The following is a 22,387-nucleotide window of genomic DNA, read 5'->3' on the forward strand; positions in this document are numbered from 1 at the left end:
CCGCCTTCGCGGGCAAGCCCGCTCCCACATGGGCTGCCTACCCTTGTTTTTCATTTCTGCGCCGTTTTTGCCTGAGTGTGCGACAAATCCCACCTCATAGACTCCCCGCCCGCTGACCTGCAGTGTTACGTTGCGTAGTTGTTTCGCCAATGAAACATCTTCCTTCAACTCCCTGCAAAGGAATGCCCCCAGCAATGGACTTTTCGTTCAAGCACCTGGCCGTGACCACCCTGATGCTGTCCAGCCTCGCCGCGATCACCACCCCTGCCTTCGCCAATATCACTGCGCAACAGAGCGCTGCCATCGTCAAGACCTTCTCCGACAGCTCGGTCACCGACTTCCGTCAATTCCTGACAACCGTCGGCAAGAGCGACGCGGCAAAAACCGCCGGCCTCGCCCCGGCCATCGACGGCTTCCTCGGCAACAAAACCCTGACAGCCGAACAACAGAACGAGATCCATCGCCTGTTGGGCCTCTATGCGCGGGTCAAATACGGCGCCGCAGCCACCGAAACCCTCAAGGAGCTGGTGGCGATCCCGACTTACCGCAAGGAAGGCGTGGCCCAGCACGAGAACCCCGAGTTCCTCAAGATCGCCGAGAAGATCAAAAGCCTTGCCCAGTCCTTCAACCTGAACTTTCGCAACGTCGACAATCGCGTCTACGAGATTTCCCTCGAAGGCAGCGGCGACGAGGTCGTGGGCATCCACGCCCATGCTGACGTCGTGCCGGTGACGCCGGAAAACTGGGTATTGAAAGATGGCACCCGGCTCGATCCGTTCAAGGTGACCCTGGTGGGCGACCGCATGTACGGCCGCGGCACCGAGGACGACAAGAACGGCATCGTGGTCGCGCTGTATGCGATGAAAGTCATCAAGGAAGAAAACCTGCCGCTGGCACGCCATTTCAAGCTGCTGGTGGACACCACCGAGGAAACCACCGGTGACGCGATTCCTTATTACTTCGAGCACAACCCGACGCCCAACTACAACCTGGCGCTGGATGGCGGCTACCCCGTGGTGATTGCCGAGAAAGGCTACGGCACCGTCATGGCGAACTTCGCCCGACGCGAGGCTCAGGGCAAGGGCGCGCAGATCACCGCGCTGACCGGCGGCCTGGCGACCAACCAGATCCCGTCGACGTCGGTGGCCACCTTCGTCACCGACCAACCCGCCGAATTGGCAGCCAGCCTGCTCAAGGCCGGCACCGAGTACGCCAAGGGCAATGGTGGCAACTTCGAGGTGACCAGCCAGGTCGTCGGCAAGGATGTCCAGTTGACCTTCACCGGCGTTTCCGCGCATTCCTCCGAGCCCGAATCAGGCGTCAACCCGGTCGCGCGGATGCTGGGCTTCATCAACAGCCTCGACGGCAAGGTCGCGCTCAAGCACAACCACATCACCGATGCGGCCCGCTACGCCGCCGACAACTGGGGCCTGGACTACCTGGGCAAGCAACTGGGCATCGGTTTCTCCGACGCGTTCATGGGCCCGCTGACGGCGTCGCTGACCTATGTCGGGATGGACGACAAGACCTTCAAGCTGGCGGTCAACCTGCGGGTGCCGGTGGGTAAATCCACCGAGACGCTCAAGAGCGAAATCGCTGGCAAGCTGGCCGACTGGAGCAAGCGGACCCATGTCGCGGTGGCCTTCGACTATTCCATCGACGAGCCGATGTACCGCAACCCTGAAGGCGAATGGGTCAAGGCGTTGCTGGCGGTGGCCAGTGAAAACCTTGGCATGGAACACAAGTACGGCACGTCCGCCGGCGCCACCTCGGTCCATGACCTGCCCAACGGCGTGCAATTCGGGCTGGCGATGCCGGACGTCAAGTACACCGGTCACAACGACAACGAGTTCAAGACGGTCGAGCAGTTCCTGCTGGATTTGCAGATCGTGACCGAGATGATGGGCCGGGTTGGCCAGCTGCCGAAGCTGTAACCGCAAGTCAGACCTGCGGGCCTTGTGGCGAGGGGATTTATCCCCTCGCCACAAGGGTCCAGCTTATTTCTCCGGGTGCTTTGCAAACTCATCCACGGTTTTGTCGGTGATGTCAGTCAGTTCCAACCCCCAATCCCCATGCAGGTACCAGTCCTCGCCGATCATCTCGGCCGGGTGCATGGTGCGGTCGGCGCCGTTGCCACAGGCCAGGGCCGTTGCCGCGCAGTAACGGTCGCAGCCCCAGCAGATGCGCTCCGGGTGCTTGGGACTGAGGGGAAAGGGCTTGGCCATGGGGACCCCGCGAACAGATGGGTGTACCTGCACCCTAGCGCCTCGGGCCCGGACCAACCTTGATTTCGATCAATAAGCGCCTGGGCATCCGCTTCGCACAATCACGCTGAAAATTGACAATAATCATTATTATTCGCAGCAAAGCTTCCTAGACTCGCTCATCTCTTACGCCGTCCAGGAAGTCACCATGCGTACCCTCGCCCCGCTGTCCCTCGCCTTGCTGTTTCTCGCACCGTTGGCCCAGGCCAAGGAATACCCCATCGGCGAACCGCAACTGTGTCCGGGGCTGGAAGTTGGTGCGGTCTACCTGCAACCGATTGAAATGGCCCCCGCCGGGATGATGCGCGCGACCGCCGATTCCGACGTCCACCTGGAGGCCGACATCCGCGCCACGGCGGACAATCACCAAGGCTTCCAGGAAGGCAGTTTCGTGCCCTACCTCAACGTATCGTTCCAGTTGAAGAAACAAGGCAACGACACCGAACTCAAGGGTGATTTCCATGCCATGGTCGCCAATGACGGGCCGCACTATGGCGACAACGTCAAGCTGCTCGGCCCCGGCAGGTACCAGCTGACTTTCACCGTCCTGCCGCCGGGCGGCCATGGGTCCCTCGGCCGCCACACCGACAAGGAAACCGGTGTCGCCCCGTGGTTCGAGCGCTGTGAATTGCACTACGAATTCGTCTACGCCGGGATCGGTAAAAAAGGCGGGTACTGAAGATGGATCGTCCATGCCGCGGACGGCTACTCACCCGCCGTCGACATTTGGCCGGGTGGCTGCTGGCGGGCCTGATGCTGCCGTCGATCGCCCATGCCGAGTTGCCCACCTACGAGCTGAGCATGCGTGACGGCCATTTCACCCCGCCAGTGCTCCAAGTGCCGGCCGGACAGCGCTTCAAGATCGTGTTGAAGAACATTGGCCAGGGCCCGGCGGAATTCGAGAGCACGCCGCTGCGGGTGGAAAAAGTGCTGTCGCCGGGGGTCACCACCTTCGTGGTGATCCATCCCCTGCGGCCGGGGCACTATCCGTTTTTCGACGAGTTCAATCCGCAACTGCCCGAGGGCGGGATTCTCGCCCAGTAGTCGCCCGCAGGAGACACGTGCATGACTCAATCGATGTTTATTGTCTGGCGCGAAAGCGTCGAGGCGTTGCTGGTGATCGGCATTCTCCAGGCCTGGGTCAGCCAGCAACGCCAGGCCCGGTCGTTACTGCGCTACGTGTGGGGCGGCGCCGGGCTGGGCCTGCTGCTGTCCGGTGTGCTGGCCGGGCTGATCATGCTGGCGGGCGAAGCCATGAGCGGCGCGGCCAACGAATGGTTCCAGGCGGCCCTGGCGTTGCTCGCCAGTGGACTGATCGTGCAGATGGTCGGTTGGATGCATCGCCATGGGCCGATGCTCAAGCGTGACCTCACGCGCCACGCCGATCAACGCCTGGGGCGCCAGGGTGGGCTGGGGTTGCTGATGTTGGCGTTGCTGGCGGTCAGCCGCGAGGGCAGCGAAACGGTGGTGTTCCTGTATGGCGCCGGCGCCCGCCTGCAAGGGCCGTCGCTGGGCCTGTTCGCCGTTGGCGCAGTGGCGGGCCTGGCGTTGGCGCTGCTGACCGTCTCGCTGTTGCACGGCAGCCGCCGGTTCATTTCATGGCCGCGGTTCTTTGCCATCAGCGAAGCGATTCTGTTGCTGCTGGGCGCGGCGCTGCTGGTCAGCGGCATCGAGCGCGTGGGCGGGCAATTGCTCGCAATGGACTGGCCCGAGGCGGTGTATCGCGGCATTGGCGACGCGCTCTGGGACAGCAGTGCGCTGCTGGACGACGGGCACGGCCTGGGTGGCTTCCTCGCTGATTTTGCCGGCTACCGGGCCAGCCCCAGCGCACTGACCTTGTTGGCGTGGCTGGGTTACTGGGGCCTCGTCGCCGGTTGGCTGCGGCCACGCAAAGCGGACGGCCTTCCATGCCCGACGTAAACCCCTGGCTCCAGCGCCTCGGTGACGGCATGCGGCGCCATGGGTCAACGATTCGCGCAGTGCAATGGGCCGTGGTGCTGTTCTACGCGGTGTTGCTGGTGGTGCCCGCCTTCTCGCCCCTGCCCGGCAGCCAGGCACGCCTGTTCGATAACCTCACGCTGGTGGCGCAGTTCCTGTTCTGGGGGCTGTGGTGGCCGTTTGTGTTGTTGTCGATCGTGCTGTTCGGCCGGCTCTGGTGCGGCGTGCTGTGCCCCGAGGGAGCCTTGAGCGAATGGGCCAGTCAGTACGGCAAGGGCCTGGGCACGCCACGGGCGTTGCGCTGGGCCGGCTGGCCGACCCTGGCGTTCTGCCTGACCACGGTCTACGGGCAACTGATCAGCGTCTATGACTACGCCCAGGCGGCGCTGTTGATTCTCGGCGGCTCGACCGTCGCGGCGGTGATCGTCGGGCTGCTGTTTGCCCGAGGCAAGCGCGTGTGGTGCCGCTATCTGTGCCCGGTCAGTGGCGTCTTCGCCCTGCTCGCGCGCCTGGCACCGCTGCATTTCCAGGTGAACGAGCAACGCTGGCTGGAGAACCCCGCGCCACGTCGTCCGCCGCCCAATTGCGCACCACTGCTGGACATCCGCCGCCTACGCGGCGCCGCCGATTGCCATGCCTGTGGGCGTTGCAGCGGCCAACGCGACGCGGTGCGCCTGATTGCCCGCTCCAGCAACGAGGAAATCCTCCACTCAACGGCCGACACGCTCTCGCCTTGGGAACCACGCCTGTTGTTGTTCGGCGTCATCGGCCTGGCGATGGGCGCCTTCCAGTGGACCGTCAGCCCCTGGTTCATAGCCCTCAAGCAACACCTGGCCGAATGGCTGGTCAGCCATGACCTGACCTGGCCGCTGCGGGACAACGCGCCCTGGTGGCTGCTGACCCACTACCCCCAACTCAACGACAGCTTCAGTTGGCTCGACGGCTTCTGCATCGTCGCGTACCTGGGCATGAGTGCGCTGGTGATCGGCACGTCGCTGACGTTGCTGATGCGCCTGGCCGCGTGGTTCTCGGGGGATTCCGCACAATATTGGCCCCTGGCCATCACCCTGACGCCTCTCGGTGGTGCAGGCCTGTTCCTCGGTTTGTCGGCCACCACGGTGAAGCTGCTGCGCTATGAAGGGCTGTTGCTCGAATGGGTGCAGCCGGCGCGGGCCGCGCTTTTACTGGCGGCGATCGCCTGGAGCCTGTGGCTGGGTTGCAAACGCCTGGAACCGATGCCCTCAACTCGACGACGGCCCGCCATGACCTGCCTGGCATTGGCCAACGGGTTGGTGGGCTATGGCTGGTGGTTGCAGTTTTGGGGGTGGTGAGGCAAACCCTGTGGGAGCGGGCTTGCTCGCGAATGCCGTGTGTCAGTGGTGCATAGGCAACTGAGAGACCGCTTTCGCGGGCAAGCCCGCTCCCACAGGCTGTGCGCAGTGTGTCGGTGATGCATAGGTCACTGAAAGCATGCTCCCACAGAGGGTCCGGGATACCCCACCCCGCTACACCTTGAAGCGCGCCACCGTCTGGTGCAGTGAGCCGGCCATCTGGGCCAGGTCCTGGCCTGCGCTGTCGGTGTGCCGGGCGCCCAGCAGCACTTGTTCGGACAGGTTGCGGATGCCCACCAGGTTGCGGTCCACCTCGCGGGCCACCAGCGCCTGCTGCTCCGTGGCGCTGGCGATCATCAGGTTGCGCTCGTTGATCTGCGAGATCGAGCGGGCTATTTCATCCAGGGCCTCGCCGGAACGTTGGGCCACTTGCAGCGTGGTCTGCACCAGCTCGCTGTTGTGTTGCATGGCTGTCACCGCGTGCCCGCTGTCCTCGCGGATATTGCCGATCATGTCCTCGATTTCCCGGGTTGAATCCTGGGTGCGATGGGCCAGCGCCCGGACCTCGTCGGCCACCACGGCAAAGCCGCGGCCGGCGTCCCCGGCCCGAGCCGCTTCAATGGCGGCGTTCAGTGCCAGCAGGTTGGTCTGCTCGGCCACGTTGCGGATCACGTCCAGCACCGAACTGATGTCCTGGACCCGCCCGGCCAGTTGCTGGATCCGCCCGGAGGTGTCCGTTACGCCGTCCGCCAGCGCGGTGATGGAGGCGACCGTTTCCTGGACTTGCTCGCGACCGCGCTGGGCGGTGCGCTCCGACACCCGCGAAGCTTCGCTGGTGCTCACCGCGTTACGCGCCACCTCGTCCACGGCGGCGGTCATCTGGTTCACCGCCGCCGCGGCCTGTTCGATTTCCTGGCCCTGCAACTGCAAGGTGCTGTTGGTCTGGCTGCTCACGGCACTCAACTCTTCCGAGGAACTGGCCACCCGATCCACCGACGCCGCGATGTGCCGGACCATGCCGTTGAGGCTCTGCTGCATGTCGTGCATGTGGCTCATCACGCTGTCGTTGGCGCCGACGCCCACCGGCACCCGGATCGTCAGGTCGCCCTGGGCGATGTGGCTCAGCACCCGTGCCGCATCGTCGGGCTCGCCGCCCAAGGGCCGCGTCACGCTGCGGGTCACTAGGATCGCGACACTGGCGACCACCGCCAAACAGGCCAGAACCAACGCCAGCATGTTGCGCCGCGCGTCGCTGTAGCGCACCTGGGCCTGGCGTTCGCGCTCGACAAAGACCTTGCCCTGCATCGCCATGATCCCTTCGAGGCTCTTGTACACCTCCTGCTCCGCCGGGATCACGCCTTGCTTGAGTTGCTTCATCGCCTCATCCGTCGCGCCCTGGCGGATCAACGCCTGCACCTGGACGAATGCGGCGACGTAGGCCTCGCGGCGCTTCTTCAACTGCGCGTACGCCGCCTGGCCTTCGGGCTGGTCGAACAACGGTTCGAGGGTGGCAAAGGCCTGGGTGATGCGTTGCCGGGTGGCGTCGATGGACTGCTGGACTTGCCCATTGTCCTTGTCGATCAACAAGTCACGGGTGTTCCTGGCGTTATCGCGCACACCGGTGGCGATGACCATGATCGGGTCGATCTTCGGCCAATCCTGCCGCACGATCTGCTCGGCCTGGTCGCGCAGCATCGCCAGGTCGTTCAAGGCGTACAGCGCCAGGGCGATCAGGGCCAATGGCGCGATGGCAAAGCCGATCACGATGCGTTGGGCGGTGGTGAGTCTGGTCATGTCAAATGCTCCCTGTTCAACTACCTGCCGGCTGGCAGCGCATTTGAAAACCCAAAAAAAGGAATGGCCCGGTGGTTCCGGGCCGCGGTGAATCGTGCCCTGCAGCGGTCGGTCAACTGCGCAACACGAACGCGGGGAACAATTCGCGCATGGCGGCCCACAGCTCGGGTTGCAAGCCTTGTGCCGAGACGCTGGAAAGATGAGGGTCGAGCATCCGCGCAGTGCGCACCAGTTGCACGGCAAAGCGCCTGACGCCACGTTCGCTCAGGCGCCGGGCCAGGGTCAGCAACCGCTCGGGATCGAACAGGTGCCAATGCACCGTGGTGCGACATTCGTAATCCACGCCGCTGTCGAGCAGGTGGTCGAGGCTGCGCCAGTTGGCGCTGCCGCTGCCTTCGACCCGGGTCACGTCCAGGGCATCCTCGGGCAGGGCCTTGATGTCGAACCCCACCCAGTCGGCTTGCCCGACCACCTTGGCAAAGGCCGCCGGCTTGATGCCGGCGCTGTGCAAGCCGATGCGAAAACCCATCTGCCGCACTTCGTCCATGGCCGAGGCGAGGCCGTCCTGCAAGGTCGGTTCGCCGCCACTGAACACCACGGCGTCGAGCAGGTCCTGGCGGCGTTGCAGGAACGCCAACACCCGGCACCAATCCACTTCCTCGCTGCCACGAGGCGGGATCAGTTGCGGGTTATGGCAATAACGACAACGCCAGGCGCAGCCTTGGCAGAACAGCACGCACGCCAGTTGGCCCGGGTAATCGAGGGTGGTCAGGGGCACCATGCCCCCGACCCGCAGCACTCGACTCATGGACGCCCGGCCGCGCGTTCGGTGAAGTGCAGCCGCTCGCGATGCTCGGACTGCTTGCCGGGGTTGAACGCCGCCACCGGGCGGTGATAGCCCATCACTCGGGTCCAGACTTCACAACGTTGACGTTGCGCTTGCGCGACAGGGGTGTGTGGGGCCGTGCTCGATGCATTCATGGTAAAGCTCCTTGCGGTCGATGGATCGGATCAGTGGACGCTGCCGGCCTGTTGCTGTTGCAGCAGCAAGGCCTCGTCGCATTTGGGACAGAACTCGTGTTCGCCGGCCAGGTAGCCGTGGACCGGGCAGATGGAAAAGGTCGGCGTGATGGTCAGGTACGGCAGGCGGAAGCGCCCGAGCGCCTTGCGCACCAGTTGCTTGCAGGCCTGCGTGGAGGAGATCTGCTCGGCCATGTACAGGTGCAACACGGTGCCGCCGGTGTATTTGCACTGCAGTTCGTCTTGCAGTTCGAGGGCCTCGAACGGGTCGTCGGTGAACCCCACCGGCAGTTGCGAAGAGTTGGTGTAGTACGGCGCCGCCGGGCTGCCGGCCTGCAGGATGTCGGGGTAGCGCTTGAGGTCTTCCTTGGCGAAACGGTACGTGGTGCCTTCGGCTGGCGTGGCCTCCAGGTTGTAGAGGTGGCCGGTTTCCTCCTGGAAGCGCAGCAGCGTCGCACGCACGTGGTCCAGCAGCCTCAGGGCGAAGGCCCGGCCCTGTTCGGTGTGCAGGCCCTGCTGGTCATCGGTGAAGTTGCGCAGCATTTCGTGCAGGCCGTTCACGCCGATGGTGGAGAAGTGGTTGCGCAAGGTGCCCAGGTAACGCTTGGTGTAGGGGTACAGGCCGGCGTCCATGTGGTGCTGGATGACCTTGCGCTTGACCTCCAGGCTTTCCTTCGCCAGCTCCATCAGGGCATCGAGGCGTTGCAGCAAGGCACTGGTGTCGCCCTTGTACAGGTAGCCCAGGCGAGCGCAGTTGATCGTCACCACCCCGAGCGAGCCGGTCTGCTCCGCCGAACCGAACAGGCCGCCACCGCGCTTGAGCAGCTCGCGCACGTCCAGTTGCAAGCGGCAGCACATCGACCGCACCTGGTTGGGTTGCATGTCCGAGTTGAGGAAGTTCTGGAAGTACGGCAACCCGTAGCGTGCGGTCATCTCGAACAGGCGGTCGGCGTTTTCGCTGTCCCACGGGAAGTCATGGGTGATGTTGTAGGTCGGGATCGGGAACGTGAACACCCGCCCTTTCGCGTCGCCGGCCTGCATCACTTCGATGTAGGCGCGGTTGAGCAACTCCATCTCCGCTTGCAGGTCGCCATAGGCGAACGGCATCTCTTCACCGCCGATGATCGGGATCTGCTCGCGCAGATCCTGTGGGCAGACCCAGTCGAAGGTCAGGTTGGTGAACGGCGTCTGCGTGCCCCAGCGCGACGGCACGTTAAGGTTGTAGATGAACTCCTGCAACGACTGGCGGACCTCATCGTAGCTGAGGTTGTCCTTGCGCACGTAGGGTGCCAGGTAGGTGTCGAACGAGCTGAACGCCTGGGCGCCGGCCCATTCGTTCTGCAAGGTGCCGAGGAAATTCACCATCTGCCCCAGGGCGCTGCTCAGGTGCTTGGGCGGCCCGGCCTCGACCCGCCCCGGCACGCCGTTGAGGCCATCGTGCAGCAGCGTGCGCAAGGACCAGCCGGCACAGTAGCCGGCGAGCATGTCCAGGTCGTGGATGTGCAGGTCGGCCTCGCGGTGCGCCTGGCCGATGGCCTGGCTGTAGACCTCGTCGAGCCAGTAGTTGGCGGTGACCTTGCCCGACACATTGAGGATCAGCCCGCCGAGGGAATAGCCCTGGTTGGCGTTGGCCTGCACGCGCCAGTCTTCGCGGTCGAGGTATTCGTTCATCGATGTGGCGACTTCCACCAACGTGCGGCGATCGCGGCGCAGGCGACCATGCTGCTCGCGATAGACGATGTAGGCGCGCATGGAGAGGAAGAACCCGGCGTCCATGAGCACCCGCTCGACCCTGTCCTGGATCTGCTCGACGTTCAGTCGCGTTTGCCCTTCCAGACGCGCCAGCACCGCCTCCAGCAACCCTTCGGCTTGCGCCTCGGCGTACTCGCCGGTGGCCTTGCCGGCGGCGATCAAGGCCTGGCGGATCTTGTCCGCGTCAAAGGCCACCACGCTGCCGTCGCGCTTGTGCAGGCGGTTGCACCCTACTGAGATCAATGTGCTTTGCATTTGGGCTCCAGACACTACATATAGGCTTTTTTAATTCATAAACCACAATATGCAGTGAAGGGTACGGCTGAAAGGTGGGTTTGCAATTGATTGATGTCAAGAATCGGGAGAAGGCCTGAAGAACAATTTGGGGGCTTTGCGATGAGGGTGAGTCAGTGTGTGGGAAGAGGATGTACCGGCCCCTTCGCGGGCAAGCCCGCTCCCACACGCGATCTTCAGTGAAGTTCCTGTGGGAGCGGGCTTGCCCGCGAAGGCGATGGCACAAGCGACGAGTATCCTCACCCCCCACTCATGTTCATGAACCGCACGACCTGCACCTCGCCACCGGGGTTGAAGTCGTGGCGCTGGGGTTTGCCGCGCAAGGCCTGTTGCACCGCCTGGATCAGCGGCAGGTCTTGCAGCGGATAGCGTCGTAGCAGCCCGCGCAGGTCAAGGGAGTCCTCCTGCCCCAGGCACAGCAGCAAGCGCCCTTCGACCGTCAGGCGCACGCGGTTGCAACTGGCGCAGAAGTTATGGGTGTTTGGCGAAATGAAGCCGATCCGGGTGTCTGGATGCCGCTCCAGGCGCACATAGCGCGCCGGCCCGCCGCTGCTTTCGGCGCTGTCGAGCAAGCGATGCCGGCTGGCGATCGCAGTTCGCACCTCGTCGCTGGAACAGAACGACTCGCCGCGGGAACGCCCCACCTCCCCCAACGGCATTTCCTCGATGAAGCTGATGTCGATGCGTTGGTCGATGGCGTACTGCACCAACGCAGGCACCTCGTCGAAATTGCGTCCCTTCATCACCACGCAGTTGAGCTTGACCCGCTCGAAGCCCGCCGATTTCGCCGCCTCAATCCCGGCCAGCACCTGGTCGAGGTTGCCATTACGGGTGATCGCCCGAAACCGCTCTCCGTCCAGGCTGTCGAGGCTGATATTCATGCGCTTGACGCCAGCATCGACCAACGGCCGGGCCAGTCGCCCCAGCTGCGAGCCGTTGCTGGTCATCACCAGCTCACGCAGGCCGGGCAAGGCCGCGATATCACGGCACAGCCCGACGATGCCCGGACGGATCAGCGGCTCGCCACCGGTCAGGCGAATCTTCTTCACCCCCAGCCCCACGAACAGCCGCGCCAAGCGCTGCAACTCCTCCAGGGTCAACACCTGCTGACGGGGCAGGAACGTCATGTTTTTCGCCATGCAATACACACAGCGAAAATCACAACGATCGGTCACCGACATCCGCAGATAATCGATCTGGCGTCCAAACCCGTCCTGCAACACGGCGTTCATGGTTATCCCCTGGTTGACCCGGTGCTACTGCACCAGCGGCGAATCGGCACCCTGCAGACGAATGCCGCGGATGTCCGCCGCACCGATCAGGGTCTGCAGGTATTGCACCAGCGCTTTTTGCCAGACGCCTTGCTGCAACTGGGTACGGATCGCCGTCGCCACCGCCTCGTAGGGCAGCGGCTGGCCGTCGATGCGCTGGTCGACACTGATCACGTGCCAGCCATAGCGACTTTCCAGCGGCTTGCCACACAGCCCCGCCGGCAAGGCGAACAGCTGGCGCTCCAGCTCAGGCACCGTCTGACCCTTGCTGATCTGCCCCAGCGACCCGCCCTGCTCCTTGGACGGACAGGCCGAGTACTTCTGGGCCAGCTCGGCAAAGCTGCCTGGGAACTGGTCCAAGCGTTCCAGCAGCAGTTCGGCCTGGACGTGGGCGAGGCTGCGGGCCTCGGCATCGTCCGGCGCGCATTCGAGCAGGATGTGCCGCACCGCCAGCAACGGAGCGCTGTGAAAGCGCGCCCGATTGCTGTCGTAATAGCGCAGGCAGGTGGCCTCGTCACAATGCGGCACCTGCACCTCCTGTTCGAGCAACAGCCGTGTCGCCGCTTCCTCTTCGTTTTCACCGGCACCGACTTGCAGGGACAGGCCCAGCTCGGCGATGCGCTGCTGCAGCAACTCACGGATCACCAAGGCCCGCGCCGCCTGGTAGAGCGCCTCTTCGCGGCTGTCCGCCGGGTGATACTGCAGCTCCTGGGCCATCGCCTGCGGGGTGATCGACACCCCGTTGACGCTGATGATCGGCCATTCCTGTTCACTGCTGGCGATCAACTCGGCCGGCGCCTCGTCCACCGCCACCGGCGCCGCCTGGGCCGGTGCGTACTGCACCGGTCCGACCTCGGCCATCGAGGCCGTCACCGGCGCGGCCTTTGCCGAAGAACCGCAGCCGCCGCTGCCGCCGTTACCGCCACCACATCCGCATCCACTGGCCATGATCGCCTCCTCAGAACTTCTGCCGAACGATTTGATAACGACGTCCCAGGTACCAGACCGGCGCACTGATGATGTGCACCAGACGGGTGAACGGGAACAGCACGAACAGGGTCAGGCCCAGCGCCACATGGAGCTTGTAGACCAGGCTCACCGGCGCGATGGAAGTCGCGGCTTCCACCGGACGCAACAGCACGGTGTTCTGTGCCCAGTCCGCCAGCATCACCATCACCGAACCGTCCATGTGGCCGGTGGAAGCGACGATGGTCAGCAGGCCCAGCACCAGTTGCACCAGCAGTACCACCAACACCAGGATGTCCGAGGTGTTGGACGTGGCACGCACCCGTGGATCGGTCAGGCGGCGGTTGAGCAGCATCAACAAGCCGATCAGGCCCAGCACGCCGAAGAAGCCACCGGAAACCATCGCCAGCAACTGCTTGTGCTCGGTGCTCAGCACATGGTGGTAGATCGCTGCCGGCGTCAGCAGGCCGACGAAATGCCCGGCCAGCACGAACAGCACCCCCACGTGGAACAGGTTGCTGGCCACGCGCATGCCGCTCTTGTTCAGCATCTGGCTGGAACCGGCCTTCCACGTGTACTGGGACAGGTCGAACCGTGCCCAGCTACCGATCAGGCAGATCGCCAAGGCGACATACGGATAGACCCCGAACAACAACAGATCCCATTTAGACATTGCCCACCTCCCCGGCCGGCGCAACGGCCTGCCCTTCATGCTGAAAATCCACCCAGTGCAACGGCACCGCACTTTCTTCCCTGGCCTTGCCCGGCGCGCTGGGCAGCGAACCGCAACGGTCCTGCTGCTCGGCCTTCAGGAAGTCCACCGCCTCTTCCTCCCAGATCCGGTCCAGGGCTTCGAGGGAGTCATCCCTCGGCTCGGCCTTGACCTGCTCACGCAGTTCGGCCACCGCGCCCTGGGGCTCGGCCCCGGCGATTTGCAACAAGGCCCGGAAGCAACTGGCATAGGCGCTTTCACGCTCCTCCAGGCGCGCGGCGAGCAACGCCAGCAAGTGCGCGACATCGGCCAGTCCCTCGCGGGCCTCGAGGTCCTCGCGGGTGGAGAGGTATTCCAGGTACAGCGGGATGTAATCCGGCAGCTCCTTGACGCCGATGGCGAAACCGGCCTCTTCGTACTGGGCCATCATGTCCACCATGGCCTGGCCCCGGTCGCGGGACTCGCCGTGGACATGCTCGAACAGCAGCAACGACAGCGACCGGCCGCGGCCGAACAGCGCGCCGTAGTGCTCCTGGCCGTCCATCAGGTCCTTGGCGCAGATCACTTCCAGCAGCTCGAACAGACCGGCGCGCTGGTTGGGACTGATTTCCCGCGCCTGGAGGATCGCCTCCTCCAGCTCGTCGCGACCGGCCACCAGGGTCTCGGTCGGGTAGTCGAGCAACAACGAAATCACCTTGAGAATGCGCATGGTCAGTCCTCCCACAACTGCACGGTCTTGATCACGTCGCGACGGTTGGCCTTCTTGCCGCCGAACATGTTGGTGTCGGAACTGCCGCTGCAACCGCTGCCGAAACTGAAACCGCAACCGGAGCGTTCGGCGAACGCGTCGCTCATCGCGTCTTCACGGTGGGCACTTGGCACGACGAAACGGTCCTCGTAGTTGGCAATCGCCAGGTAGCGGTACATCTCTTCCACCTGGTTCACGCTCAAGTCGACATCGGCCAGCACTTTCAGGTCTTTCACGCCGTCGACCTGCTCGGAACGCTTGTAGGCACGCATCGCCAACAGACGCTTGAGGGCCAGCTTGACCGGCTTCTCATCGCCAGCGGTCAGCAGGTTGGCCAGGTAACGCAGCGGAATGCGCAGGCTGTCGACGTCCGGGATCACCCCGTTCATGCCGACGGTACCGGCCGCGGCGGCGTTCTGGATCGGCGACAGCGGCGGCACGTACCAGACCATTGGCAGGGTGCGGTACTCGGGGTGCAACGGCAGCGCGAGTTTCCAGTCCACGGCCATCTTGTACACCGGCGAACGTTGCGCCGAATCGATCACCGATTGCGGCACGCCATCGGCCAGGGCCTGGCGGATCACCGCCGGGTCGTTCGGGTCGAGGAAAATTTCCAGCTGTTTCTCGTACAGGTCCTGCTCGTTGGCGGTGCTGGCCACTTCGCTGATACGGTCGGCGTCATACAGCAGCACGCCTAGGTAGCGGATCCGGCCGACGCAGGTTTCAGCGCAGACAGTCGGCATGCCGGCTTCGATGCGCGGGTAGCAGAAAATGCATTTTTCCGACTTGCCGCTCTTCCAGTTGAAGTAGATCTTCTTGTAAGGGCAGCCGCTGATGCACATGCGCCAGCCGCGGCATTTCTCCTGGTCGATCAGGACGATGCCGTCCTCCTCGCGCTTGTAGATCGCCCCGCTCGGGCAAGACGCCGCGCACGCCGGGTTCAGGCAGTGCTCGCACAGGCGTGGCAAGTACATCATGAAGGTGTTTTCGTACTCGCCGTAGATGTCCGCCTGGATCTTGTCGAAGTTCTTGTCCTTGCGCCGCTTGGCGAATTCGGTACCGAGGATTTCCTCCCAGTTCGGGCCCCACTCGATCTTCTCCATGCGTTTGCCGGACACCACCGAACGCGGCCGCGCAACAGGCTGGTGCTCGCCCAGCGGTGCGGTGTGCAGGTGCTGGTAGTCGAAGTCGAACGGTTCGTAGTAGTCGTCCAGGCTCGGCAGGTCCGGGTTGGCAAAGATGTTCGCCAACACGCGGAACTTGCCGCCGATGCGTGGGTTGATCGAGCCGTCGGCGTTACGGATCCAGCCGCCCTTCCACTTGTCCTGGTTTTCCCATTCCTTGGGGTAGCCGATCCCAGGCTTGGTCTCGACGTTGTTGAACCAGGCGTATTCCATGCCTTCGCGGCTGGTCCAGACGTTTTTGCAGGTGATCGAACAGGTGTGGCAACCGATGCACTTGTCCAGGTTCAGGACCATGCCGATCTGTGAACGAATTTTCATCTCAATCTCCTCAATCCAGCTCAGTCGGCAGGGGACGCGGCAGGTCATCGCCGCTGGAACCGTCGAGCCAGTCGACCTTGGCCATCTTGCGCACCACGACGAATTCATCGCGGTTGCAACCGACCGTGCCGTAATAGTTGAAGCCGTAGGCCTGCTGGGCGTAGCCACCGATCATGTGGGTGGGCTTGAGCACCACGCGGGTCACCGAGTTGTGGTGGCCGCCGCGGGTCTTGGTGGTTTCCGAGCCGGGCACGTTCACGATCCGTTCCTGGGCGTGGTACATCATCACCATGCCCTCCTTGACCCGCTGGCTGACCACCGCGCGGGCGGTCAGCGCGCCGTTGGCGTTGAAGCACTCGACCCAGTCGTTGTCCTCGATGCCGGCGCGCCGGGCGTCGATCTCGGAGAGCCAGATGATCGGGCCGCCACGGCTCAAGGTGAGCATCAGCAAGTTGTCGGTGTAGGTGCTGTGGATGCCCCATTTCTGGTGCGGGGTGATCCAGTTCAGGACGATCTCGGTCTCGCCGTTGCTGCGCTTGCCCTTGACCACGTCGATGGTGCGGGTGTTGACCGGTGGCCGGTAGCTCATCAGTTGCTCGCCGAACGCCTGCATCCAAGGGTGATCCTGGTAGAACTGCTGGCGGCCGGTGATGGTGCGCCATGGGATCGACTCATGGACGTTGGTGTAGCCGGCGTTGTAGCTGACGTGATCGTCTTCCAGGCCGGACCAGGTCGGGCTTGAAATGATCTTGCGCGGCTGGGCCTGGATGTCACGGAAGCGAATGGCCTCGTGTTCCTTGGGCACGGCCAGGTGGCTGTGGTCGATGCCGGTGAACTCCGACAAGGCCGCCCAGGCCTTGACCGCCACGTGGCCGTTGGTTTCCGGGGCCAGGGACAGGATCACTTCGGCGGCGTCAATCGCGCTGTCGATTTTTGGCCGGCCCTGGCTGATGCCAGCTTCGACCTCGTGGTGGTTCAGTTCGCCAAGGAATTTCACCTCGGCCTCGGTGTTCCAGTTGATGCCCTTGCCGCCGTTGCCGAGTTTCTCGAGCATCGGGCCCAGGGAAGTGAACTGCTTGTAGATGTTGGGGTAGTCGCGCTCCACCACTTGCAGGTTCGGTGCGTTCTTGCCCGGTTGTGGCGCCTCGCCGGCGGTTTTCCAATCGGTGCCGCCAAACGGTTGGGCCAGTTCACCGACGCTGTCGTGCATCAGCGGTACGGTGACCAGGTCTTTTTCCACGCCCAGGTGGCCGACCGCCATGGCCGAGAACGCCTTGGCGATGCCCTTGTAGATTTCCCAGTCCGAACGCGATTCCCACGCAGGGTCGATGGCCGCCGACAATGGGTGGATGAACGGGTGCATGTCGGAGGTGTTCATGTCGTCTTTTTCGTACCAGGTGGCGGTCGGCAAGACGATGTCCGAATACACGCAAGTCGAGGACATGCGGAAGTCCAGCGTGGTCACCAGGTCGAGCTTGCCGATGGCACCCTCGTCCACCCACTCGGCTTCGGTTGGCTTGCAGTGGCCAACCTTGCCAATGTCTTCGTTCATCACGCCGTTCTTGGTACCCAGCAGGTACTTGAGCATGTACTCGTGGCCCTTGCCCGAGGAACCCAGCAGGTTGGAGCGCCAGATGAACATGTTGCGCGGGAAGTTCACCGGGCTGTCCGGTTGCTCGCAGGAGAAGCGCAGGGAACCGTCCTGCAGCGACTTGACCACGTAGTCCTTGGGTTCCAGGCCCGCGGCCGCGGCGTCGCGGCAGATGTGCAGCGGGTTGGTGTTGAGTTGTGGCGCGCTGGGCAGCCACCCGGCCCGTTCGGCGCGGATGTTGTAGTCCAGCGCGTGCTCGGGGAACTGCGACTTGTCGGCCAATGGCGAGAGCACATCGTGCATGCTCATTTTCTCGTGGCGCCACTGGGAGCTGTGGCCGTAGAAGAAGCTGGTGCCGTTCATCTGCCGCGAAGGACGGTTCCAGTCCAGGCCGAAGGCCAGGGGCAGCCAGCCGCACTGCGGACGGAGTTTTTCCTGGCCAACGTAGTGGGCCCAGCCACCGCCGGTCTGGCCGATGCAACCGCAGAGCATGAGCATGTTGATCAGCCCGCGGTAGTTCATGTCCATGTGGTACCAGTGGTTCATCGCCGCCCCGACGATGATCATCGAGCGTCCACGGGTCTTGTCGGCGTTGTCGGCGAACTCGCGGGCGATCTGGATCGCCTTCTCGCGGCTCACGCCAGTGATCTGCTCCTGCCAGGCCGGAGTGCCAGGCACCGAGGCGTCGTCGTAGTCCTTGGCAACGTTGGCGCCGCCCAGGCCACGGTCGATGGCCAGGTTGGCCGCCGACAGGTCGAACACGGTGGCCACTTTCGCCACGCTGCCGTCGGCCAGCACCACGCTGTGCACCGGCACCCGACGGAACTGCACCGCGTCACCGGCCACGTGCTGGAAGTGCTCCTGAGTTTCACCGGCGAAGTACGGGAACGCCACTTCGGCCACATCACCGCCGATCAGGCTGAGCTTGAGGTCGGTCTCGCGGCCCTCGCCACCTTCACGCGGCAGAATGTTCCACTTGCCCTTCTCGCCCCAGCGATAGCCGATGGAGCCTTGCGGCGAAACCAGTTGGCCGTCGGCGTCCAGGGCGATGGTTTTCCACTCGGGGTTGTTGTCCTGGCCGAGGTTGTCGGTCAGGTCACTGGCTCGCAGGAAGCGATCGGGCTGGTAACCCGATCCCGGAGCGGCGCCGAGCATCGGCTTGAGCATCACCAGCACCGGCAAGTCGGTGTAGCGCTTGGCGTAGTCGGTGAAATAGGCGCTCGGCTTGTCCAGGTGAAACTCTTTGAAGATCACATGGTTGAAGGCTTGGGCCAGTGCGGCGTCGGTACCCTGCTTGGGGTTGAGCCACAGGTCGGTGAGCTTGGCGACTTCCGAATAGTCCGGGGTGATCGCCACGGTCTTGGTGCCCTTGTAGCGCACCTCGGTAAAGAAGTGTGCGTCGGGGGTGCGGGTCTGCGGGACGTTGGAGCCCCAGGCAATGATGTAGTTGGAGTTGTACCAGTCGGCCGATTCCGGCACGTCGGTCTGCTCGCCCCAGACCATCGGCGAGGCAGGCGGCAAGTCGCAGTACCAGTCATAGAAGCTCAGGCACGCGCCGCCGATCAGCGACAGATAACGCGCGCCAGCGGCGTAGCTGACCATCGACATCGCCGGGATCGGCGAGAAGCCCACCACGCGGTCCGGGCCGTACTGCTTGACGGTGTAGACGTTGGCAGCGGCGATGATCTCGTTGACTTCTTCCCAGCTGGAGCGGATGAAGCCACCCATGCCACGCTTGCTCTTGTAGGAGTCAGCCTTGGCCTTGTTCTCGACGATGCTGGCCCAGGCTTCCACCGGCGGCAGGGTCTGGCGCGCCTGGCGCCACAGCTTGAGCAATGGCTTGCGGACTTTCGGGTACTTGAGGCGGTTGGCGCTGTAGATGTACCAGCTGTAGCTCGCCCCACGCGGGCAACCGCGCGGCTCGTGGTTGGGCAGGTCGTTACGGGTGCGCGGGTAGTCGGTCTGCTGGGTTTCCCAGGTAATCAGGCCGTTCTTGACGTAGATTTTCCACGAGCACGAACCGGTGCAGTTCACCCCGTGGGTAGAACGCACGATCTTGTCGTATTGCCAGCGGGAACGGTAGACGTTCTCCCAGTCCCGAGACTCCTTGCGGGTCTCGCCGTGCCCCTCGGAAAACTCGCCTTGCTTGCGGTTGAAGAACCGCAGTTGATCCAGTAAATGACTCACAGTGTCTTTCCTCTCAGGCTTGCTCCGCGGGGTCTGCGCCCCGCCCACGCAACAGTTGAATTCGTCTTAGCAGGGGGTCGCGGCACCCTTGCGCGCGTACCACCACCAGGTCACCACGATGCAGCTCAGGTAGAAGCCGACGAACATGTAGAAGGCCATCTCCGGGCCGCCGGTCAGGGCCATCGAAGTGCCGAAGGACTTGGGAATGAAGAACGCACCGAAGGCGCCCATGGCCGAGCTGAAACCGAGCACCGCTGCCGACTCCTTGCCGGCGTCCTTGAGCGCCTGCTCACGCAGCTCGGGCTTTTTGCCCAGGGCGGCCTTTTCATGCAGGGTGCGGAAGATCACCGGGATCATGCGGAAGGTGGAGCCGTTGCCCACGCCGGTGGTAATGAACAGCAGCATGAACATCCCCAGGAAGCCGTAGAAGCTGCCGCCCTGCCCGCCTTGTGGCAGGAAGTGCATGACGCCGAACACCATCACGATCATCAGCACGAAGTTCCACAGGGTCACCTTCGCGCCCCCGAGCTTGTCCGCCAGCCAGCCGCCCAGCGGCCGTACCAGCGCGCCCACCAGCGGGCCCAGGAAAGCGAACTTCAGGGCGATGACGTCCGGGAACGAGGTCTTGATCAGCAGTGGGAACGCGGCGGAGAAACCGATGAACGAACCGAAGGTGGCCAGGTACAGCCAGCACATCAGCCAGTTGTGCTTGCGCTTGAAGATCACCGCCTGCTCGCTGAACGAGGCACGGGCGCTGGACAGGTCGTTCATGCCGAACCAGGCGATCACGGTCACGGCGAGGATGAACGGCACCCAGATGAAACCGGCGTTCTGCAACCACAGCGAGCTGCCATCGGCCAGCACCTGTGGTTGGCCGCCGAGGAAGCCGAACACGCCGAAGGAAATCACCAGCGGCACGCTGAACTGCATCACCGACACGCCCAGGTTGCCCAGCCCGGCGTTCAGGCCCAGGGCAGTGCCCTGCTGGGACTTGGGATAGAAAAAGCTGATGTTGGACATGCTCGAGGCGAAGTTGCCGCCGCCGAAACCACAGAGCAAGGCGATCAGCACGAACACGTTGTAGGGCGTGCTCGGATCCTGCACGGCGAAGCCCATCCACAGCGCGGGCACCAGCAGCGAGGCCGTGCTCAGCGCGGTCCAGCGGCGACCGCCGAAGATCGGCACCATGAACGAGTAGAACACCCGCAAGGTCGCCCCCGACAGCCCTGGCAAGGCGGCCAGCCAGAACAGCTGGTCGGTGCTGAAGCTGAAGCCGATGGCGTTCAGGCGCACGATCACCGTGCTCCAGACCATCCACACCGCGAAGGCGAGCAACAGCGCCGGGATCGAGATCCACAGGTTGCGCCGAGCGGTCTGTTTGCCGCTACGCCCCCAGAATGCTGGGTCTTCCGGGCGCCAGTCATGAATGACCGGGCCTTTGTCAGGCGTTTGCAGAACGGACATGTTCTTCTCCTTGGGCAATGCTGGAAAACGGGGGTTGGCTGGTGGCGGGCGACTTGCCCAGCAGTGGGCGCTTGCGGATTTCGCTGACGTACATCCAGATCAGCGAGACCCAGACCACGCCGTACAGCAACATGAAGCAGGACGAGCGCACGCCGGTGAGGTCCACCAGGGCGCCAAACAGGATCGGCAGCACGAACCCGCCCAGGCCGCCGGCCAGGCCGACGATGCCGGACACCGCGCCCATGTTGGTCGGGTAGTCGTTGGCGATGTACTTGAAGACCGAGGCCTTGCCGAACGCGAAGGCGATGCCCATCACGAACAGCAGCACGGTGAACAGCGTGGCGTTGAGGCCGATGTGGAAATCGACGATGCCGTTGACGGTCTGCACTTGCAGTTGTGTCTGCGGGTACGACAGCAGGAACAGGCAGATCCAGCTGACCCACAGCACCCACCAGGTCACGCTCTGGGCGCCCCAGCGGTCCGACATCCAGCCGCCGACGGCCCGCAGCACGCCGCCAGGCAGGGAGAAGCAGGCCGCCAGCAGTGCCGCGCTTTGCAGGCTGAAGCCATACTCCTGCACGTAGTACTTGGTCATCCACAGGGCCAGGGCCACGTAGCCGCCAAACACGATCGAGTAGTACTGGCAGTAGCGCCACACGGCGGGCTCTTTCAATGCCTTGAGTTGCTCGCGCAGGCTTGTGCTGCTGACGCTGCGGTGCTCCTTTTTCTCGGCGGTGAGGAACCAGAACAGCAGCGCGGTGATGAACAGGATGGCGCTGAACACCTTGGGCACCAGGTGCCAGGTGCCCAGGGCGATCAGCGCCGGGGCCAGGAACTTGGTGAGCGCGGACCCGGCGTTGCCGGCACCGAACACGCCCATGGCGAACCCCTGGTTCTGTTTGTCGAACCATTTGGCGACGTAGGCGATGCCGACCGAAAACGAGCCGCCGGCCAGGCCGACGAACAGGCCCAGTACCAGGAATTGCCAGAACTGGGTCGCCAGGGTGATCAGGTACAGCGGCAGCACGCAGGACAGCATCAACAAGAAGAACACGATGCGTCCGCCGAAACGGTCGGTCAGCAGCCCCAGGGGCAACCGCACCAGGGAACCGGTCAGCACCGGCGTGGCGGCCAGCAGGCCGAATTGGGTCTCGTTGAGGGTGAGCATTTCCTTGATCGGAACGCCCAGCACGGCAAACATCATCCAGACCATGAAGCACACGGTGAAGGCCAGGGTACTCATCCCTAGTACCAGCCCTTGTTGCACTTGCGCTCGCATCGCGATGCACTCCCGTCATTTCGTTGAGCGCAGCCTAGTGATGCGAACCCGGTAAAAACTTGACGTGGATCAAAGAGCTTCCTGGGGGTACTGACCTATCCTTGGCCGGCCTACCTCCAAGGAGGTAGATCTGGATATTGCTGGAACCCTTTGTTTATCAATATCTTGAACAGATTGGCCGGGATTTTTATGGAAGCGCAGCGGCCGACAACTCTTTAGAGGTAGTGCACCCAGGATCGGCTGCCATACCCCAAGGTCCAGGCGCCCTCCCATG

Annotated in this window: 16 protein-coding genes and 2 pseudogenes; 5 read left to right on the forward strand and 13 right to left on the reverse strand. The window is 63.7% G+C overall.

The features are described from left to right. Nucleotides 1-194 precede the first annotated feature (194 nt). Nucleotides 195-1,934: a dipeptidase gene (locus tag AD664_RS04875; RefSeq protein WP_053144801.1), complete on the forward strand. Its 1,740-nt coding sequence runs from the start codon at nucleotides 195-197 to the stop codon at nucleotides 1,932-1,934. A gap of 63 nt (nucleotides 1,935-1,997) precedes the next feature. Here AD664_RS04875 and AD664_RS04880 read toward each other — a convergent pair whose 3' ends face one another. Further along, nucleotides 1,998-2,225 carry a DUF3079 domain-containing protein gene (locus AD664_RS04880; protein ID WP_047738039.1) on the reverse strand — a complete coding sequence of 76 codons (228 nt, stop codon included), beginning with the start codon at nucleotides 2,223-2,225 and terminating at the stop codon, nucleotides 1,998-2,000. A 187-nt stretch (nucleotides 2,226-2,412) separates the two neighbouring features. Between AD664_RS04880 and AD664_RS04885 the strand changes: the two genes are divergently transcribed. From AD664_RS04885 to AD664_RS04900, 4 genes are read left to right on the forward strand one after another with little or no spacing between them, the layout of a single operon-like run. After that, nucleotides 2,413-2,943 (forward strand): iron transporter, encoded by a 531-nt coding sequence (locus AD664_RS04885; protein ID WP_053144803.1) that lies wholly within the window; start codon nucleotides 2,413-2,415, stop codon nucleotides 2,941-2,943. 2 nt (nucleotides 2,944-2,945) lie between these two features. Further along, entirely contained in the window at nucleotides 2,946-3,308 is a 363-nt protein-coding gene (locus AD664_RS04890; protein ID WP_053144805.1) for a cupredoxin domain-containing protein, read from the forward strand. A 21-nt stretch (nucleotides 3,309-3,329) separates the two neighbouring features. Next, complete coding sequence (locus AD664_RS04895; protein WP_053144807.1) at nucleotides 3,330-4,184, forward strand: FTR1 family protein; 855 nt, start codon at nucleotides 3,330-3,332, stop codon at nucleotides 4,182-4,184. After that, entirely contained in the window at nucleotides 4,172-5,533 is a 1,362-nt protein-coding gene (locus tag AD664_RS04900) for a 4Fe-4S binding protein (RefSeq protein WP_053144809.1), read from the forward strand. Before AD664_RS04895 ends, AD664_RS04900 begins: the two co-directional genes overlap by 13 nt. 174 nt (nucleotides 5,534-5,707) lie before the next feature. Here the strand turns inward: AD664_RS04900 and AD664_RS04905 are convergent, their stop codons facing one another. From AD664_RS04905 to AD664_RS04960, 12 genes and pseudogenes are all read right to left on the reverse strand, one after another. Then, entirely contained in the window at nucleotides 5,708-6,769 is a 1,062-nt protein-coding gene (locus tag AD664_RS04905) for a methyl-accepting chemotaxis protein (RefSeq protein ID WP_371260944.1), read from the reverse strand. A 36-nt stretch (nucleotides 6,770-6,805) separates the two neighbouring features. Beyond that, nucleotides 6,806-7,327 (reverse strand): annotated as a pseudogene (locus AD664_RS28125) (MCP four helix bundle domain-containing protein); the annotation flags it as partial. 112 nt (nucleotides 7,328-7,439) lie between these two features. After that, nucleotides 7,440-8,135: an anaerobic ribonucleoside-triphosphate reductase activating protein gene (locus tag AD664_RS04910; protein ID WP_053144813.1), complete on the reverse strand. Its 696-nt coding sequence runs from the start codon at nucleotides 8,133-8,135 to the stop codon at nucleotides 7,440-7,442. Continuing rightward, nucleotides 8,132-10,354, reverse strand: a pseudogene (locus AD664_RS04920) (ribonucleoside triphosphate reductase). The gene AD664_RS04910 and the pseudogene AD664_RS04920 overlap by 4 nt, the downstream one beginning before the upstream one ends. 278 nt (nucleotides 10,355-10,632) lie before the next feature. After that, nucleotides 10,633-11,625, reverse strand: coding sequence for a GTP 3',8-cyclase MoaA (gene moaA / locus AD664_RS04925; RefSeq protein ID WP_053144819.1), 993 nt, complete (start codon nucleotides 11,623-11,625; stop codon nucleotides 10,633-10,635). A gap of 24 nt (nucleotides 11,626-11,649) precedes the next feature. After that, nucleotides 11,650-12,612 (reverse strand): peptidylprolyl isomerase, encoded by a 963-nt coding sequence (locus AD664_RS04930; protein WP_053144821.1) that lies wholly within the window; start codon nucleotides 12,610-12,612, stop codon nucleotides 11,650-11,652. A gap of 10 nt (nucleotides 12,613-12,622) precedes the next feature. Continuing rightward, the gene (narI, locus tag AD664_RS04935) at nucleotides 12,623-13,303 is read right to left on the reverse strand and encodes a respiratory nitrate reductase subunit gamma (RefSeq protein WP_053144823.1); all 681 of its coding nucleotides are present in this window, start codon (nucleotides 13,301-13,303) and stop codon (nucleotides 12,623-12,625) included. Continuing rightward, nucleotides 13,296-14,051 carry a nitrate reductase molybdenum cofactor assembly chaperone gene (gene narJ / locus AD664_RS04940; RefSeq protein ID WP_047738027.1) on the reverse strand — a complete coding sequence of 252 codons (756 nt, stop codon included), beginning with the start codon at nucleotides 14,049-14,051 and terminating at the stop codon, nucleotides 13,296-13,298. Before narJ ends, narI begins: the two co-directional genes overlap by 8 nt. Before the next feature lie 2 nt (nucleotides 14,052-14,053). Next, complete coding sequence (gene narH / locus AD664_RS04945; RefSeq protein ID WP_042732204.1) at nucleotides 14,054-15,592, reverse strand: nitrate reductase subunit beta; 1,539 nt, start codon at nucleotides 15,590-15,592, stop codon at nucleotides 14,054-14,056. Between the two features lie 10 nt (nucleotides 15,593-15,602). Next, a complete protein-coding gene (locus AD664_RS04950) occupies nucleotides 15,603-19,370 on the reverse strand; it encodes a nitrate reductase subunit alpha (protein WP_053144825.1) in 3,768 nt (1,255 codons plus the stop codon). A gap of 66 nt (nucleotides 19,371-19,436) precedes the next feature. Then, nucleotides 19,437-20,834: a NarK family nitrate/nitrite MFS transporter gene (locus AD664_RS04955; protein WP_042729947.1), complete on the reverse strand. Its 1,398-nt coding sequence runs from the start codon at nucleotides 20,832-20,834 to the stop codon at nucleotides 19,437-19,439. After that, on the reverse strand, nucleotides 20,812-22,113 hold the full coding sequence (locus AD664_RS04960; protein WP_053144827.1) for a nitrate/nitrite transporter: 1,302 nt from the start codon (nucleotides 22,111-22,113) through the stop codon (nucleotides 20,812-20,814). Before AD664_RS04960 ends, AD664_RS04955 begins: the two co-directional genes overlap by 23 nt. Nucleotides 22,114-22,387: the final 274 nt, after the last annotated feature.

Source organism: Pseudomonas sp. P97.38, from assembly GCF_001269745.1.
In the GTDB taxonomy this organism is placed as follows: domain Bacteria; phylum Pseudomonadota; class Gammaproteobacteria; order Pseudomonadales; family Pseudomonadaceae; genus Aquipseudomonas; species Aquipseudomonas chlororaphis_E.

What these genes read in the sequence shown, in the direction of transcription:
- AD664_RS04875 (WP_053144801.1), top strand. Translation starts at nt 195, where the DNA reads ATGGACTTTTCGTTCAAGCACCTGGCCGTGACCACCCTGATGCTGTCC.
- AD664_RS04880 (WP_047738039.1), bottom strand. Translation starts at nt 2,225, where the DNA reads ATGGCCAAGCCCTTTCCCCTCAGTCCCAAGCACCCGGAGCGCATCTGC.
- AD664_RS04885 (WP_053144803.1), top strand. Translation starts at nt 2,413, where the DNA reads ATGCGTACCCTCGCCCCGCTGTCCCTCGCCTTGCTGTTTCTCGCACCG.
- AD664_RS04890 (WP_053144805.1), top strand. Translation starts at nt 2,946, where the DNA reads ATGGATCGTCCATGCCGCGGACGGCTACTCACCCGCCGTCGACATTTG.
- AD664_RS04895 (WP_053144807.1), top strand. Translation starts at nt 3,330, where the DNA reads ATGACTCAATCGATGTTTATTGTCTGGCGCGAAAGCGTCGAGGCGTTG.
- AD664_RS04900 (WP_053144809.1), top strand. Translation starts at nt 4,172, where the DNA reads ATGCCCGACGTAAACCCCTGGCTCCAGCGCCTCGGTGACGGCATGCGG.
- AD664_RS04905 (WP_371260944.1), bottom strand. Translation starts at nt 6,769, where the DNA reads ATGCTGGCGTTGGTTCTGGCCTGTTTGGCGGTGGTCGCCAGTGTCGCG.
- AD664_RS04910 (WP_053144813.1), bottom strand. Translation starts at nt 8,135, where the DNA reads ATGAGTCGAGTGCTGCGGGTCGGGGGCATGGTGCCCCTGACCACCCTC.
- moaA (WP_053144819.1), bottom strand. Translation starts at nt 11,625, where the DNA reads ATGAACGCCGTGTTGCAGGACGGGTTTGGACGCCAGATCGATTATCTG.
- AD664_RS04930 (WP_053144821.1), bottom strand. Translation starts at nt 12,612, where the DNA reads ATGGCCAGTGGATGCGGATGTGGTGGCGGTAACGGCGGCAGCGGCGGC.
- narI (WP_053144823.1), bottom strand. Translation starts at nt 13,303, where the DNA reads ATGTCTAAATGGGATCTGTTGTTGTTCGGGGTCTATCCGTATGTCGCC.
- narJ (WP_047738027.1), bottom strand. Translation starts at nt 14,051, where the DNA reads ATGCGCATTCTCAAGGTGATTTCGTTGTTGCTCGACTACCCGACCGAG.
- narH (WP_042732204.1), bottom strand. Translation starts at nt 15,592, where the DNA reads ATGAAAATTCGTTCACAGATCGGCATGGTCCTGAACCTGGACAAGTGC.
- AD664_RS04955 (WP_042729947.1), bottom strand. Translation starts at nt 20,834, where the DNA reads ATGTCCGTTCTGCAAACGCCTGACAAAGGCCCGGTCATTCATGACTGG.
- AD664_RS04960 (WP_053144827.1), bottom strand. Translation starts at nt 22,113, where the DNA reads ATGCGAGCGCAAGTGCAACAAGGGCTGGTACTAGGGATGAGTACCCTG.